This is a genomic window from Mesorhizobium sp. M0340, from assembly GCF_040321535.1.
Classification (GTDB): domain Bacteria; phylum Pseudomonadota; class Alphaproteobacteria; order Rhizobiales; family Rhizobiaceae; genus Mesorhizobium.
The window spans coordinates 232,535-248,625 of the sequence record NZ_JAMYRR010000001.1 but is presented as its reverse complement, the minus strand read 5'-3'; the positions used below and the strand labels follow the sequence as shown (position 1 = coordinate 248,625).

The following is a 16,091-nucleotide window of genomic DNA, read 5'->3' as shown; positions in this document are numbered from 1 at the left end:
TCAGCGAAGCGATGGGCATCACGCGCTGCGCCGCTCGGCCGGAAGCGTCTCCAGCAGTTGTTCGAGCTTGGCGATCGAGTTTTGCTCGGCGAGCGGCGTGTAGACGATCAGCTTCATGTCCGAGCCGTCGTCGATCGACAGGCTCATATGCTCGAACGCCATGGCGCCCGCTATCGGGTGCCGGACATGCTTCACACCCGATAGGTTGCGGGCCACGTCGCGTAGCGGCCACCAGGCGCGAAACTCCGGGCTCGAGCGCGTCATCAGCGCGATCAGCCGCTCGAAATCCGGATCGCCGACATATCTGGCGCTTTCTGCCCGGAATGACGCCAGCACGGCACGCGCCAGTTCCTCCCAGTCGACGAGCAGGCGCCGGTGCTGCGGGCTGGTGAAAACCATATGGACGATGTTGCGGGCATCGCCCTCCAGCAGACCATAGTCGCCGAACACGGCTGCCGCGGCAGAGTTCCAGGCCAGCACGTCCCAGCGCCGCCCAAGGACATAGGCCGGCTGCAGGACCAGGCTCTGCAGCATGTGCAGTAACGGGCTATCGACTTTTTCCGGCGCGTCGACGCGACGCTCCGGCTGCGGTCGGCCGGCAAGGATGAACAGATGCCGTTGCTCGGCCGTGTCCAGGCGCAGCGCCCGGCTGAGCGCCGTCAGCACCTCTGCCGATGGCCGAACGTCGCGGCCCTGCTCCAGCCAGGTGTACCAGGTCGTGCCGACGCCGGCGATCATCGCCACTTCCTCACGCCGCAGCCCGGGCGTGCGCCGGCGCAATCCGGTCGATATGCCGGTGGCCGAAGGCGTCAGCCTTTCGCGCCGCGAGCGCAGGAAGGCGCCAAGCTCGCGGCGGCGGCTGTCTTCGGCGGAATGCGTGGTGGAATCCATCGGCGCTATTATAGCAGTACCGATACCAGGATAAAGTTTGAACTGTTTGGCAAGTGGCTGGTGCCCCATCTTTCCGCTCAGAGCTACGAGATGGAGGCTCCGAACATGGAACTGAAAGACAAGACAATCCTCATCACAGGGTCTACCGACGGCGTCGGCCGCGTCGTCGCGCAAAGGCTCGGCGCCGGCGGCGCGCGCATCCTTGTGCATGGCCGCGACGCGACAAGGGGCAAGGCGATCGCGGCCGAAATCGAAGCCGCCGGCGGCAAGGCCGAGCTGCTGGTCGCCGACCTCTCCTCCCTGGCGGAAGTCCGCCGCCTCGCCGAGGCCGTGCGCGCAAGGACCAAGCGGCTCGATGTCCTCATCAACAATGCCGGCGTCGGCACCGCCGGCCCAAACGCGAAACGGCAGGTCAGCGCCGACGGCTATGAGTTGCGCTTTGCCGTCAACTATCTCGCCGGCTTCCTGCTCACCACGGAGCTGCTGCCGCTGCTCAAGTCCAGCGCGCCGGCGCGCATCGTCAACGTCGCCTCGGCCGGCCAGCAGGCGATCGACTTCGACGACGTCATGCTGACCCGCTCCTATGACGGCGTCCGTGCCTACTGCCAGAGCAAGCTGGCGCAGATCATGTTCACCATCGATCTGGCGGAGCAGCTGAACGGCACCGGCGTCACGGTCAACAGCCTGCATCCGGCAAGCTACATGAACACTACGATGGTGCGGCAGGCGGGCATCACACCCAGGAGCTCCGTCGAAACAGGCGCAGAGGCCATCATCAACCTCGCCACATCGCCGGCGCTAGAGGGGCGAAGCGGCCTCTATTTCGACGGCCAAAGAGAATCCCGCGCCGATGCACAAGCCTATGAGGCGAAGGCGAGGCAGCAGCTGCGCGAATTGAGTCTCGGCCTTGTCGGGCTCGCACGCTCCTCCGCAACATCGAAGAAAGAAAATTCATGATCGAGAAAACCAATCACACCGTGGTCGTCGGCGGCTCCTCCGGCATCGGCCTCGCCACCGCGAAAAAGCTGCTCGGCCCGGGCATGAAGGTGACGATCACCGGGCGCAACCAGGAAAGGCTCGACAACGCATGGCAAAGCCTTGGTGGCGCGGTCGAAAAAGCTGCCTTCGACGCCGCGAAGCCGGACGAGGTTCGCCGGTTCTTTAGCGATCTCGGCCCTTTCGATCACCTGGTGCTGGCCGCTAGCGGCGGCAAGGGGCTCGGCCCGTTTGAAACACTTGACCTGACCGACATCGGCGGTGGCGTCGACGAGAAGGTCCGGCCACAACTCTCCTGCCTGCAGGCCGCCTTGCCGACGCTGAACAAGAGCGGTTCGGTGACTTTCATCTCGGCGGTGTCGGCGCAGTTGTCGGCGCCCGGCGTCGCCGGCATCGCCGCCGTCAACGGCATGCTACTGACCGTGGTGCCGATCCTGGCGATGGAGCTGAAGCCGTTACGCGTCAATGTCGTGGCACCGGGTGTCATCGACACGCCATGGTGGGATTTTTTGCCCGACGATCATCGGCAGGCGGTGTTTGCCGAATATGCCGGCAAGACGCCGGTCGGCCGCATCGGCCGCGCCGAGGACGTCGCCGAGGCAATTGCGTTCCTGGTTTCGAACAGCTTCGTCACCGGCCAGGTCCTGACCTGCGACGGAGGTTTGCGGTATGCGGCGTAAAGCGGCTGCCCCAGGCGACGGTCGTTGTCAAAGCGGTTGCGCGATCAGCGCCAGAAATCCTCCGGTCAACGCCACGTTGCCGACAAAGCCATTGATGCGGGACGCGCGCTCCGGGCCCTGATGATCCCAGAAGTTATGGAACATCGGCGTAGCGACAATCAGGAACAGGATCAGGCATGCCGCCGCCAGAGCGGTCCAGATGCCTGCGATCACCAGCGCTCCGGCGATGATTTGCAGGACGATCCCCAGCCACAGCACCAGCCGCGCCTGCGGCACGCCGCGCGTCGTCATCAATTGGCTCACCAACGCCGCGTTCTGAATGTTGCGTAGGCCGGCAAAGACAAAGGCGCCGCCAAGCAGCAGGCGGGCGGCGAATAGGATCTCATTATTAAAGCTTGAAAACATGCTGTCGGTCCTTGGAAAAGAGGCGCGGGGCCGACGGCCGCGCGCCTGGTTCTCAAGCGGCCATGACCGCCGGCATCGGATGGATTGCATGGAACGGAACGCAAAGCCGGTTCCAGGTGTTGATCATGCCGAGCGCAACCGACAGCTTGACCAGCTCCTCTTCCGAGAAATGCTCGAGCGTCCTTGCATAGAGTTCGTCCGAAATATCGTTGTCGGCGATCCTGGTCAGCGCGTCGGTCCAGGCGAAGGCAGCGCGTTCGCGCTCGGAAAACAGCGGCGATTCCTTCCAGGCGGAGACCAGATAGAGCCGCTGCTCGCTTTCGCCGTCGCGGCGCGCTTCGCGGCTATGCATCTCGACGCAATACGAGCAGCCATTGATCTGCGACGCCCTGAGCTTGATCAGATGCAACAGGCTTTTTTCGAGCCCGCATTCGTCGACTGCCTTGTTGAGCGCCGACACCGCCTTCATGATCTCCGGCGCCGCGCCGAAAAATTGCAGCCTCTGTTTCATCGTCTGTAGCCTTTCATGCTTGCTTGGTTGAACTTGATTTCTGCGGCCGCTGATGGCGCTCGACGAAGGCGCAGTTCGCGGCGATCGAACGGGGATCGGCATCGGCCGTGTATTCTGCAACGATGTCGGACAGCCGGGCGTCGGCGAGCGCGGCGCGATAGGCGCGCTCGGCCTTCAGCATGGCTACGTTGATGCCGCAAGGTTTGACATAGACCGAGGCATCGAGCTTCGCTGGGCCGCGCTGGCGGATTTCGGCGCAGCGGAAGGCCGGTTCGCGCCCCTCGACGGCCAGCACGATATCGAGCAGCGTTATGCGTTCCGCCGGCCGCGCCAGCCGGTAGCCGCCGTATGGCCCCGGCACCGATTCCAGAATGCCCGACGTTGTCAGCATGTTGAGATGCTTAAGCAGATAGCTCGGCGACAGCCCGAACGCTTCCGCCATGGCAGCACCCGGCATAGTCGCCGCGCCTTCCATGCCGGCTAGCATGGCGGCGCAGTGGATGGCCGCTTCGACGCCCTCGCCCAGCTTCATTTCGCTCTCCTATTCATGGATACATGTTATCCTGGATAAGAAGCATCCGCAATATCTATTTGAAAAAGCGGCGCCCGCAGGTGCCGCTTTCCCACAACGCGCTGTTCGCTACTCCGCCGCCACCTTGGCCATCGGATTGTTCGGATGCGTCGTCCAGTTGGCATAGATCGGCGACACCGGCCTGCCGGTGCGCTGGTCGATCACGCCGGCCGCCAGCGGCTCCATGGTGATGCAATTCTCGACCGGACAGACATTGACACAGAGATTGCAGCCGACACATTCGGCCTCGATCACCTCGAAATGCCTGACGCCGTCGACCATGCTGGTGATCGCCTGGTGCGAGGTGTCCTCGCAGGCGATGTGGCAGCGGCCGCATTTGATGCAGGCGTCCTGGTCGATATGCGCCTTGGCGACGTAGTTGAGGTTGAGATACTGCCAGTCGGTGACGTTGGGGGTGGCGCGGCCGACGAAGTCGTCCAGCGAGGCATGGCCCTTCTCGTCCATCCAGTTTTCCAAGCCGGCGATCATCTCCTGCACGATCTTGAAGCCATAGGTCATCGCCGCCGTGCACACCTGCACATTGCCGGCGCCGAGCGCCATGAATTCGGCGGCGTCACGCCAGGTGGTGATGCCGCCGATGCCGGAGATCGGCAGGCCCATCGTTTCCGGATCGCGCGCGATCTCGGCCACCATGTTCATGGCGATCGGCTTCACCGCCGGGCCGCAATAGCCGCCATGCGAACCCTTGCCGTCGATCGTCGGCTCCGGCGCGAAACTATCAAGATTGACGCCGGTGATCGAGTTGATGGTGTTGATCAGCGACACCGCGTCGGTGCCGCCGGCAAGGGCAGCGCGTGCCGGCTTGCGTATGTCGGTGATGTTGGGCGTCAGCTTGGTGATGACAGGCATGCGGGTGTTGGCCTTGCACCAGCGCACCACCATTTCGATGTATTCCGGCACCTGGCCGACCGCCGCACCCATGCCGCGTTCCGACATGCCATGCGGGCAGCCGAAATTGAGTTCGATGCCGTCGGCGCCGGTCTCCTCGACCACCGGCAGGATCGCCTTCCAGGCATGCTCCTCGCACGGCACCATCAGCGAGACGACTATTGCCCGGTCGGGCCAGTCCATCTTGACCTGCTTGATCTCGCGCAGATTGACCTGCAGGTCGCGATCGGTGATCAGCTCGATGTTGTTGAGGCCGAGCAGACGACGGTCGGCGCCCCAGATCGCGCCATAGCGTGGCCCGTTGACGTTGACCACCGGTGGGCCCTCTTCCCCGAGCGTCTTCCACACCACGCCTCCCCAGCCCGCCTTGAAGGCGCGGATGACGTTGTAAGCCTTGTCGGTCGGCGGCGCCGAGGCCAGCCAGAACGGGTTCGGCGACTTGATGCCGACGAAATTGTTGCGGATGTCTGCCATGCTCATGCCCTCCCGTTCGAGGTCAGTGCCCGATGAATGCTCTCCGCCGCATCGCGGCCTTGCGCGACGGCTGAAACAGTCAGGTCGTCGCCGCCGAAAATGCAGTCGCCGCCAGCCCAGACATTGGCCAGCGAGGTGCGCCCTTCCGCGTCGACCTTGATGCGGCCGGCTTCCAGGGCAAGCAAGGCTCCGCTGCCGTTGAGCGCAGCCGGGACAAAGCTCTGGCCGATCGCCTTGAACACCTGATCGGCAGTCAGTGTCAGCCGCTCGCCGGTGCCGACGAGCCGGTCGCCGTCCATCGCGGTGTATTCGAGCTCGATCGCCGACACCTTGCCGGCATCGGCAATGACCCGCTTCGGCTGCAACCAGTGCCGGATGATGACGCCATTGGCGGCAGCCAGATCCTGCTCGAATTCGGAGGCATTCATGTGCTCCGGGCCGCGCCGATAGCAGATCGTCACCTCTTCGGCACCGAGCAGCTTCGATTGCACCGCCGCGTCGATCGCCGTCATGCCGCCGCCGATGACAACAACACGCCGTCCGACCGGCAGGCTGGCCAGATCACTGGCCTGACGAAGCTCGGCAATGAACTCGACGGCGTTGGTGACGCCTTGCGCCTCCTCGCCGTCCGCCCGCAAGGCATTGACGCCGCCAAGCCCCATGCCGAGGAACACCGCATCGTAATTCCTGGTCAGGTCCGACAGCTGGTAATCGCGGCCGAGCGCCTTGCCGTTCTGGATGTCGATGCCGCCGATCGACGTGACATAGTCGACTTCGGCCTGAGCGAAATTGTCGACGCTCTTATAGGCCGCGATACCGTACTCATTGAGCCCGCCGGGCTTTGGCCGGGCTTCCAGGATGGTCACGTCGTGGCCGTGGCGGGCAAGCCGATGCGCGGCCGCAAGCCCGGCCGGTCCGGCGCCGACCACGGCGACCGTCTTGCCGGTCGGTTCGGCGCGCTTGTAGAACTGCTTGTTTTCGGCCATCGCGACATCGGTGGCGTAGCGCTGGAGGCGACCAATCTGCACCGGCTTGCCTTCTGCCACCTCGCGCACGCAGACCTCTTCGCACAGCGTCTCGGTCGGGCAGACGCGGGCGCACATGCCGCCCAAAATATTCTGGTCGAAGATCGTCTTGGCCGAGCCGATCGGATTGCCGGTCGCGATCTGGCGGATGAACAGCGGGATGTCGATCGAGGTCGGGCACGCATTCATGCACGGCGCGTCGTAGCAGAAATAGCAGCGGTCGGATTCGACCAGCGCCTCGTGATGATCGAGCGGCGGATGCAGATCGGAAAAATTGTCGGCATATTGTTCCGGCGAAAGTCGCCCGCCGGCAATGCCTTGCTTGAACTGGCCTTCTGGCATCGTCAGTTCCCCATGTTCTTGTTTTGGGGAAGGCTAGCACGTTTTATTTTTTTATCAATTGGTCAATTTTCGGCGCAAGCCGCTGGAACGGTTCAACAAACATGATAATCAAACTCATATTTTGAGCTGCCTGATGGCTCTGTCGAAAGGCCGAAATGCCGCTTCGTCGGCGCTAGGCGCTTGCATAAGCTTGAGCACTTGATGCCATCCCCCGCGAACGAGGAAGAAACGCATAACAACCATGCGGATGCACGTCTCGCCGGCTAAGCCGCCACGAGCGATATAGGCCGCCGGCGTTCCAGCCGGGTGGTATAGACCGAAGATCCTCCGCTGTAGGAAAATCCAAACACAAAGCGCGCAGGCCACGGGCTGTGCGCCATAACTTTTTTGGCCGCTGTCTGATTTTCGTCGCGAAGATCGTCCTAGAATGGATCGCGCATGATCGATGTACAAACCGCAAGGAGCACGACAATGCCACAGTCCCCGATGCCCTTCTTCTGGTACGAGTTGATGACCACCGATCTCGACGCCGCCGAGGCGTTTTACACCTCGGTAGTGGGCTGGAGGGGGCAGCCTTTCGAAGGCGCCCCGGGCATGCCGCGCTATATCGTCATGAATGTCGGCGAGCGCGGCGTCGGCGGGCTGATGACGCTGCCCGAGGACGCGCGCAAGATGGGCATGCCGCCGGCCTGGATCGGTTATATCCTCACCGGGGACGTCAATGCCGCAACGGCGTCCCTCAAGAAGGCTGGTGGCGCGGTTCACCGCGAGCCCGACGACATTCCTGGCGTCGGCCGCTTCGCCGTCGTTGCCGACCCGCAAGGCGCGATATTCAACTTCCTGCAGCCCAGCGGCCCCGACCAGCCGCCTCTACCGTTGACGACACCCGGCAACATCGGCTGGCATGAGCTCTACACGTCAGACTCGAAGGCGGCGTTCGATTTCTATTCCAGCCAGTTCGGCTGGGAGAAGGGCGACGCCATGGATATGGGTCCGATGGGCGTCTACCAGCTTTTCGCCTTCGGCGGCGAGCCCGTTGGCGGCATAATGAACAAACCCGAGCAGATCCCGGCGCCGGTCTGGCAGTTCTATTTCAACGTGCCCGGCATCGACGCGGCAGCCAAGCGTGTCACCGACGATGGCGGCAAGATCCTCATGGGTCCGATGGAGGTTCCCGGCGGCAGCTGGATCGTGCAGTGCACGGACCCGCAAGGCGCCCATTTCGCGCTAATGGCACCGACGCGGTAACAGGCCGCGCCAATTGCGGGGCCGCCTTGGTGCGGCCCCAAGGCTGCAGCACTTCTCACGACTCACTCACCGACAGTTGATGGCAGGCCGGATCATGTGAATGGTCCGGCCTTTGGCGATGACCTATGGCCGGGCGAGGTGAAAATGGAGTCGTAGATGAAGCTTTTCGAAGGCCTGGCCGGATATCAACCGTTCGCTCTTGCCGCCTTGCGCATCATGACGGCGCTGCAGTTCATCGAGCACGGCACTCAGAAACTTTTCAATTTCCCTGTCGGCGACCCTGCCGGCACCCTGAGCGGGCTGTCGCTGACTGCGGCCATCCTGGAATTCGCCGGCGGCATCCTGCTGGTATTGGGGCTTTTCACCAGGCCGGTGGCATTCCTTCTCAGCGGCGAGATGGCGATCGCCTATTTCATGGCGCACATGCCGCGCGACTTCTTCCCGGTCAACAACGGCGGCGATGCGGCAATATCGTTCTGCTTCATCTTCCTCTATCTGGTGTTCGCCGGCGCCGGCGCCCTGGCGCTGGACAACCGCCGGGCTTCGTAATTCACCGTCTCCCGGCCGTGGGCCCGCTGCCTCCGACAGCTCCCCGGCATTCGGAACCTTTCGCCGTGCCACCGGCACGGCGAATTCGCTGTGCGAACCGGTTCCTCACCCTCTCATCCGTTCGAAATTCGCGTCGAACAGCGGGGTCGGCTGCATGCGCGCGGCGTGGCGTTTGCCCAGAAGCTCAATCTCGAAACCGTAGGCCTCATCGGCGATCTCTTTCGGCACATAGCCGATGGCGACGGACTTTTTTGAATGATGCGCGTAGCCACCCGACGTGACCCAGCCGCGCACGGCGCCGCCATACCAGATTGGCTCGTCGCCGATGACGTCGACATCGGCAGCATCGACGACAAAGGCCCGCAGCCGCAGTCTGCCGCCTTGCTTGCGCTCGGCCAGCGCCGCCTGCTTGCCGATGAAATCGGCCTGCTTGCCGTAGGCGACGAAGCGGTCGAGGCCGGCCTCCAGCGGCCCGTAGATCGGCCGGTATTCGCGCGCCCATGAGCCGTAATTCTTCTCGAGCCGCAGCGCATTGAGCGCGCGCGAGCCGAACAGGCCGATGCCGAATTCCTCGCCCGCCGCCATCAGCGCCTGATAAGCGGCACGCTGATATTCCGGCGCCACCCAGATTTCGTAGCCGAGGTCGCCGGTGTAGCTGACGCGCCCGACTAGGCACGGCGCCATGCCGATATCCATCCTGCTGATGGCCATGAATGGAAAGGCCGCATTCGACACGTCAGATCGTGTGACCTTTTCAAGAAGCTTCCGCGCGCTCGGCCCGGCGATCGACAGGCCGGTGAGTTTTGCTCCCAGCGCCTCGATGCTGACAGAGCCGTCCTTCGGCAGATGCGCTTCGAACCAGCGCATGTGGTACTGCTCGGCGACACCGCTGCCGGCCAGGAACCAATCCTTACTTGCACAATTTGGACCGCCGAGATTGGCCAGCGTGAAATCGCCGATCAGCCTGCCGTCTGCCTTCAGCATCGGCGCTAACGTCATGCGTCCGGGCCTTGGCAGCTTGCAGGCCAGCAAGCGGTCGAGCCAGGCTGCAGCGCCCTCGCCAGTTACTTTGTATTTGGCGAATGACGAGATTTCCGACAGACCAACGCGTTGCCGAACCGTCTCCACCTCTTTCGCGACATGCTCGAAATCACTCGAGCGGCGCCAGGAGAATTCGTCTTTGACGCCTTCGGGCGCGTACCACAGCGGCACCTCCAGCCCATAGGCGACCCCCCACTGCGAGCCCTTCGCCGACAACAGATCGTAGATCGGTGTCGTCTTGAGCGGCCGGCCGGCCGGTAATTCCTCGTTTGGGAAGCGGATCGAAAACCGCCGCGAATAGTTTTCGCGCACCTTGGCGTTGGTGTAGGCCATCGTGGCCCAGTCACCGTAGCGCGACACATCCATCGCCCAGATATCGGCGCCGGGATCGCCTTCGATCATCCAGTTCGACAGCGCCAGCCCGACGCCGCCGCCCTGCGAGAACCCCGCCATGACACCACAGGCCACCCAGAACCCCGGCAGGCCGCGCACCGGCCCGACCAGCGGATTGCCGTCCGGCGCGAAGGTGAAGGGTCCGTTGATGATCTGCTTGATGCCGGTGTTCTGGAACGCCGGGAAATGCCGGAAGCCAACCTCCAGCGACGGTGCGATGCGGTCGATGTCGGGTTCGAGCAGTTCGTGGCCGAAATTCCATGGCGTCTGGAACTCGGACCATGGCTTGTTGGCCTTTTCGTAAGTGCCCATGAGCATGCCGCCGCGCTCCTGGCGCAGATACAGCTCGCCATCGAAATCGACTGCATGGATGATCTCCGTACCGGTCTTCTGGTTCCAGGCGGCGACTTCCGGCATGTCCTCGGTGATCAGGTACATGTGCTCCATCGCCAGCACCGGCAGCTCCAGCCCGACCATGCGGCCGACCTCGCGCGCCCACAGGCCGCCCGCGTTGACCACATGTTCGGCCACCACCTCGCCCTTGTTGGTAATGACGCGCCACAGCCCGTCAGCGCGCCGCACGATGTCCTCGACCTTGGTGAAACGCTCGACCTCGGCACCGAGCTTGCGCGCGGCCTTGGCATACGCGTGGGTCACGCCCGACGGATCGAGATGGCCGTCCTCCTTGTTGCGCACCGCGCCGACGAACTGCCTGGGATCGATGAGCGGCATCAATTCGGCCGCCTCATCAGGCGAGATCTCCTCCAGCTCGATGCCGAGATAGCGGCCCTTGGCGACGACGCCACGCAACCAGTCGAGCCGTCCCTCGGTGGCGGCCAGCAGCACGCCGCCCGTCAGATGCACGCCGGTCGCCTGCCCCGACAGTTCCTCGATCTCCTTGTAGAGCGAGATCGTGTATTTCTGCAGTTTGGCGACGTTGGGATCGCCATTGATCGTGTGCATTCCGCCGGCCGCGTGCCAGGTCGAGCCGGAGGTCAGCTCGTCGCGCTCCAATAGAACGACATCGGTCCAGCCATGGCGGGCGAGATGGAACAGTACGGAGCACCCGACAACGCCACCGCCGATAACCACAACCTTTGCATGTGATTTCATGGGATTCTCGTCATTTCAAAGAGTTGGACGGGTTTTATGATTCTGAAGGAGAAGAAAAGGAATCCGATAAGAGTGGCGCTTAAGGCTCGCCTGCCCCGATCGCTTCCTTGCGCTTGACCAGGTAAGCCTCCAGCGCCTCGCGCCTGGAGATTTCCATCACCGGCTCGACATAGTCCTCCAGCGCCTTCTTCCACAGCCTTGTCGCTCGCGCCGTGGCGTCTAGCCCACCAGCTTCCTGCCAAGCCTCGAAATTCTGCCAGTTGGACAGCATAGGCTGGTAGAAGGCCGTGGCGTAGCGTTCCAACGTGTGCGGCTCGCCGAAGAAGTGGCCGCCGGTCGGCACCGCACCCAGAGCTTCGACGGCGAGCTCGGCCTCGTTGACTTCGATTGGGCGCAAAAACTCCATCATGTGCTGGATCATCTCGACGTCGATGATGAACTTTTCGAACGATGCAGTCAGCCCGCCCTCCTGCCAGCCGGCGGCATGGTAGACGAGGTTGCCATGGCCGAGCACCGCGCCCCACAGCGCCATTAGCGTCTCATAAGCGCCTTGCGCGTCGGCGGCATTGGAAGCCGAGCCCGGTGTCGTGCGGTAAGGCAGCTTGTAACGCCGCGCCAATTGTCCGGATGCGATGTTCGCCTTGGTGTTTTCAGGCGTACCGAAGGCCGGTGCACCCGACTTCATGTCGACATTGGAGGTGAAGGCGCCATACATCACCGGCGCGCCGGGGCGGACGAGCTGCGTCAGCACCACCCCGAACAGCGCCTCGGCATTCTGCTGGGCGAGCGCCCCGGCAAGCGTCACCGGGCTCATCGCTCCCATCAGCGTGAACGGCGTCACCGCCACCGACTGGCCGAATTCGGCCATGGTCATCAGTCCCTCGGCCATCATCTCGTCGAAGCGACGCGGCGAGTTGACCGAAATGATCGTGGTGACGCCGGGATCGTCGCGCATCTCGTCAACCGTCAGTCCGCGCGCGATTGCCATCATTTCGATGCCGTCGAGCGCCCTGCCGCGGCCGATGGCCGAGACGTGAAAGCTTTTGTCGGTCAGTGTCAGATTGGCGAAATAGGTGTCGAGGTGACGGGAATTCGCCGGCAGCTCCACCGGCGCGCAGACCTGGTTGCCGAGCATGTGGATGCAGTTGAAATGCTGCGCCAGCCGGACGAGATCGGAATAATCGCGCAGATTGCCGGCACGGCGGCCGCGCTCCATGTCGTGTACATTCGGCGGCCCGGCGACAAGCGTGAAGTTGATGGTATTGCCGCCGAGGTGGACGGCATGGGCGGGATTGCGCGGCGTAAGCGCATAGCTGGACTGTGTCGTCTTCAGCGCTTCCTCGATCAAGCCGCGATCGATGCGGACGTTCATCGAGGCATGATCGACCTTGGCCCCGGCCTTCTCGAATAGCCACAGGGCCCGCTGGCTCATCACCTCGATGCCGAAATTCTCCAAAATATGCATAGAGGCTTCATGGATTGCCTCGATCTGGTCGGCCGACAGCATCGCCATCGGCGGATAAGGGTTTGTCACCCGCCTGAGCGGCAGTTGGGGGATGGCGGTCGGTCCCCTGTTGCTGGTTCGCTCGGCGCCGCGCTTGCGTCTTGGTTCGCTCATGCGGCGCATCAAAGCGCCGGGATGAGCGTCGGGCTGTCAAGAATCCGCCACCTGCGGGCGTGATTTTAGCCAAGGCGCCATTGTGGGAATTTCACGTCGGTAAAAGCGACAGCAAACGTCGGAATGTTTATACCTGCTCAGTGTCGGCCAAAGCGGCCGATGAGCCGTTAAGGAAGACAGCAAGATTCCTTTTATGTTTTCGGCCTAATGCTTTTCCAATGCGTAGGTCGAGTTTTAGTAAAATTGTAGCGATTGCCGTGCCGCTGACGCTTTCGGCCTGCGCGACGCCGCCGAACCACATCAACGATGTGTGCGCCGTTTTCGACCAGAATGACGGCTGGTTCGACAATTGGCAGGCGGCGGCACAACGCACCGAGCAGAAGTACGGTGTGCCGGTCCCCGTGCTGATGGCGACGGTGCGCAAGGAGTCCGGCTTCAAGAGCAATGCCAGGCCGCCGCGCACCAAGCTGCTGGGCTTCATTCCCTGGAAACATATCTCCAGCGCCACCGGCTTCTCGCAGGCGCTCGACGGGACCTGGGCGCAATACCAGAACGAGACCGGCAGCTGGGCGGCGCGCCGCACCCGGTTTGCCGATGCCGTCGATTTTGTCGGCTGGTATCATTCCAAGACCGCCGACACGCTCGGCGTCGCCCGCAACGACACATACAATCTGTATCTCGCCTACTATCTCGGCTGGAATGCCTACAAGCGCGGCAGTCGCGGCGACGCCGACGTGCAGCGCTATGCGCACGCCACGGAGCAGATGGCGCAGGACTACGCCGCTCAGCTACGGCAATGCGCGCCCTAGCCTACTAACGGCTCTCAGCCGCCCTTGGGTTTGCGTGGCTTGCGCGTGGCGTCGTCCGCCTGGCGGCCGTCGCCGACTGTCGGCGGCATGATTGGTGCCGACGCGCTATCGGCAGAGCTTGAGGTGCCGCCGGTCTCTGAAACCTCGTCGCGAACCTCATGACGGCGGGCTTTGGCGACCGCTTCTCCATTCTCCGCTACCTCGCCCTCGGCATCGGCTTCCGCGCTGCCGGTCTTGCCGTGTGGACGCTTGGGCGGATCACCGGCAAAGCCCGGACCAGTACCGTGCGGCGCATCGTCCGGCACGCCCTCATTCGCGGCGTGCTCCTTGTCGAATTTGATCACCGGCTCCATTTTCGCCAGCACGTCGTCGGCCAACCAGCACAGGCTCATATGGCCGGCGCCGAGGTGCTTGACCGGCGGCACCTTGGTTTCGCAAAGATTGTCCGGCACCAGCTTCTTATAGCCGCAGCGCGTCTGGAACGGACAGCCCGAGGGCGGGTTCATCGCCGACGGAATGTCGCCTTCAAGCACGATGTGCCTTTTCACCACGCTGGTGTCGGCGATCGGGATCGCCGACAGCAGCGCCTCGGTGTAGGGGTGATAGGGCGGCGAAAAGATCTGGTCGGTCGTGCCTTGCTCGACGATATAGCCGAGATACATGACGACGACGCGGTCGGCGATGTAGCGCACCACCGACAGATCGTGGCTGATGAACAGCATCGTCGTCTTGTTCTTGCGCTGGATATCCATCAGCAGCTCGGTCACCGCCGCTTGCACTGACACATCCAATGCCGAGACCGGCTCGTCGGCCACCACCACCTTGGCGTCGCCTGCAAAAGCCCGCGCCACGCCGATGCGCTGTTTCTGACCACCTGAAAGCTGGCGCGGCTTGCGCGACTCGAACGCCCTCGGCAGCTTCACCAGGTCGAGCAACTCCAGCATCCGCTTGCGGCGGTCGGCCACCGTGTTGCCGACATTGAACTTTTCCAGCGTACGGATGATCTGCGAACCGACCGAATGGCTGGGATTGAGCGTGTCGAACGGATTTTGGAACACCATCTGGATCGATGACACCGTGTCGACGCTGCGCTTCTCGATCCCGGTCGACTGGATCTCCTTGTTGCCGAGCTTAACGCGGCCGGAGCTCGCCGTTTCGAGGCCGAGCAGCACCTTGGCCAGGGTCGATTTTCCGCAGCCGGATTCGCCGACGATAGCGACGGTCTCGGATTCGCGGGCCATGAAGGAGATCGTCTCGTTGGCCTTGACGACGCGGCCCTCGCTCGAGCCGAACACTTCGCTGCCGCCGACCTTGTAATACTTCCTGAGGTCTTCGATCTGGAGCACCGGCGCACCGGGCACCACGCGCTCGTTGACCTTCTTGGCGCCGGGCGGCAGCGCCTCCCAGTCGATCTCGTTGAAGCGCACGCAGCGCGAGAAATGCCCGTCATGGCCTTCGACCGCGATCATCGGAATTTCGGCGGCGTTGCAGACGCCCTCGACGAAATGGTGGCAGCGCGGGCCGAAATTGCAGCCCTTCGGCCGCTCGTGCGGCAGCGGCAACTGCCCCGGGATCGAGATCAGCGGCCGCGAATTCTTGTCGGCGCCGGGCAGCGGGATCGAGCGGAACAGGCCTTGCGTGTAGGGATGGCGCATCCGGTCGAAGACGTCCTTGATCTTGCCGGTCTCCACCGCTTCGCCCGAATACATCACCGTAATGCGGTCGCAGGTCTCCAGGATCAGCCCGAGATTGTGCGACACGAAGATCATCGAGGTGCCGAACTTCTCGCCCAGCCCCTTGACCAGGTCGACGATGCCGGCTTCCACCGTCACGTCGAGCGCTGTCGTCGGCTCGTCGAGCAGGAGCAGCGCCGGCTTCGACAGCAGCGCCATGGCAATAACGATGCGCTGCTGCTGGCCGCCCGAAAGCTGGTGCGGATAGGAACGCATCATGCGTTCGGGATCCGGCAGCTTCACCGCGCGCACCATTTCCAAGGCGCGTTTATAAGCTTCGTCCTTCGACACCTTGTCGTGGATCAGTGGCACTTCCATCAGCTGCTGGCCGACCTTCATTGCCGGGTTCAGACTGGCCATCGGCTCCTGGTAGATCATGGCGATCTTGTTGCCGCGGATGGCGCGCAGTTCCTCGTCGGACAGTTCTCCCATGTCCTTGCCCTGGAACTTGATCTTTCCGCCGACGATCTTTCCGATGTTGGAGAGGTCGCGCATGATGCCGAGCGACACGGTCGACTTGCCGCAACCGGATTCGCCGACGATGCCCATTGCCTCGCCGGGCATGACGGTGCACGAAAAATCCATGACCGCCGGGATCTCGCCCTTACGGGTGAAGAAGGAGATCGACAGGTTCTCGATCTCGATGATCGGCTCATTGGTCGGCCCATTGGTCGGCTTGGCGGGATTTCGAACTGCCTCATTCATGGGTCGCTCCAATCCTTGTTCTTCAGGCACGTCGGGCCGAACCCGGCCTCGGTCTTCCCGCCGTCAATCTTTCCCGGC

General features: G+C 63.1%; 14 protein-coding genes. 5 read left to right on the top strand and 9 right to left on the bottom strand.

What is annotated here, in order from left to right; translation table 11 throughout:
* Positions 1-18 precede the first annotated feature (18 nt).
* The gene (locus NKI79_RS01310) at positions 19-891 is read right to left on the bottom strand and encodes a helix-turn-helix transcriptional regulator (RefSeq protein WP_352687538.1); all 873 of its coding nucleotides are present in this window, start codon (positions 889-891) and stop codon (positions 19-21) included.
* 105 nt (positions 892-996) lie between these two features.
* Between NKI79_RS01310 and NKI79_RS01305 the strand changes: the two genes are divergently transcribed.
* Positions 997-1,848 (top strand): SDR family NAD(P)-dependent oxidoreductase, encoded by an 852-nt coding sequence (locus NKI79_RS01305; protein ID WP_352799458.1) that lies wholly within the window; start codon positions 997-999, stop codon positions 1,846-1,848.
* Positions 1,845-2,567: an SDR family oxidoreductase gene (locus NKI79_RS01300; RefSeq protein ID WP_352799456.1), complete on the top strand. Its 723-nt coding sequence runs from the start codon at positions 1,845-1,847 to the stop codon at positions 2,565-2,567. Before NKI79_RS01305 ends, NKI79_RS01300 begins: the two co-directional genes overlap by 4 nt.
* A gap of 27 nt (positions 2,568-2,594) precedes the next feature.
* Here the strand turns inward: NKI79_RS01300 and NKI79_RS01295 are convergent, their stop codons facing one another.
* The 5 genes from NKI79_RS01295 to NKI79_RS01275 form a co-directional block, all read right to left on the bottom strand.
* Positions 2,595-2,972, bottom strand: a complete 378-nt coding sequence (locus NKI79_RS01295) for a DoxX family protein (protein ID WP_352475415.1) — start codon at positions 2,970-2,972, stop codon at positions 2,595-2,597.
* Between the two features lie 52 nt (positions 2,973-3,024).
* A complete protein-coding gene (locus NKI79_RS01290) occupies positions 3,025-3,483 on the bottom strand; it encodes a carboxymuconolactone decarboxylase family protein (RefSeq protein ID WP_352475416.1) in 459 nt (152 codons plus the stop codon).
* A gap of 13 nt (positions 3,484-3,496) precedes the next feature.
* A complete protein-coding gene (locus NKI79_RS01285; RefSeq protein WP_352644794.1) occupies positions 3,497-4,015 on the bottom strand; it encodes an RrF2 family transcriptional regulator in 519 nt (172 codons plus the stop codon).
* Positions 4,016-4,123: 108 nt separating this feature from the next.
* Positions 4,124-5,437, bottom strand: coding sequence for an NAD-dependent dihydropyrimidine dehydrogenase subunit PreA (gene preA, locus NKI79_RS01280; RefSeq protein ID WP_352799723.1), 1,314 nt, complete (start codon positions 5,435-5,437; stop codon positions 4,124-4,126).
* Between the two features lie 2 nt (positions 5,438-5,439).
* Positions 5,440-6,804 carry an NAD(P)-dependent oxidoreductase gene (locus NKI79_RS01275; RefSeq protein ID WP_352799453.1) on the bottom strand — a complete coding sequence of 455 codons (1,365 nt, stop codon included), beginning with the start codon at positions 6,802-6,804 and terminating at the stop codon, positions 5,440-5,442.
* 471 nt (positions 6,805-7,275) lie between these two features.
* Here NKI79_RS01275 and NKI79_RS01270 point away from each other — a divergent pair, with 471 nt between their 5' ends.
* Positions 7,276-8,052: a VOC family protein gene (locus NKI79_RS01270; protein WP_352799451.1), complete on the top strand. Its 777-nt coding sequence runs from the start codon at positions 7,276-7,278 to the stop codon at positions 8,050-8,052.
* A gap of 156 nt (positions 8,053-8,208) precedes the next feature.
* Entirely contained in the window at positions 8,209-8,601 is a 393-nt protein-coding gene (locus NKI79_RS01265; RefSeq protein ID WP_352799449.1) for a DoxX family protein, read from the top strand.
* A gap of 105 nt (positions 8,602-8,706) precedes the next feature.
* Here NKI79_RS01265 and NKI79_RS01260 read toward each other — a convergent pair whose 3' ends face one another.
* Both NKI79_RS01260 and NKI79_RS01255 read right to left on the bottom strand, forming a co-directional pair.
* Complete coding sequence (locus NKI79_RS01260; RefSeq protein WP_352799447.1) at positions 8,707-11,148, bottom strand: GcvT family protein; 2,442 nt, start codon at positions 11,146-11,148, stop codon at positions 8,707-8,709.
* A 79-nt stretch (positions 11,149-11,227) separates the two neighbouring features.
* A complete protein-coding gene (locus tag NKI79_RS01255) occupies positions 11,228-12,766 on the bottom strand; it encodes a trimethylamine methyltransferase family protein (protein WP_352799445.1) in 1,539 nt (512 codons plus the stop codon).
* A gap of 218 nt (positions 12,767-12,984) precedes the next feature.
* Between NKI79_RS01255 and NKI79_RS01250 the strand changes: the two genes are divergently transcribed.
* Positions 12,985-13,575, top strand: a complete 591-nt coding sequence (locus tag NKI79_RS01250) for a transglycosylase SLT domain-containing protein (RefSeq protein WP_352799443.1) — start codon at positions 12,985-12,987, stop codon at positions 13,573-13,575.
* Between the two features lie 14 nt (positions 13,576-13,589).
* On the opposite strand, the gene NKI79_RS01245 is transcribed toward NKI79_RS01250, so the two are convergent.
* Positions 13,590-16,013 (bottom strand): dipeptide ABC transporter ATP-binding protein, encoded by a 2,424-nt coding sequence (locus tag NKI79_RS01245; RefSeq protein ID WP_352799441.1) that lies wholly within the window; start codon positions 16,011-16,013, stop codon positions 13,590-13,592.
* Between the last annotated feature and the right edge of the window lie 78 nt (positions 16,014-16,091).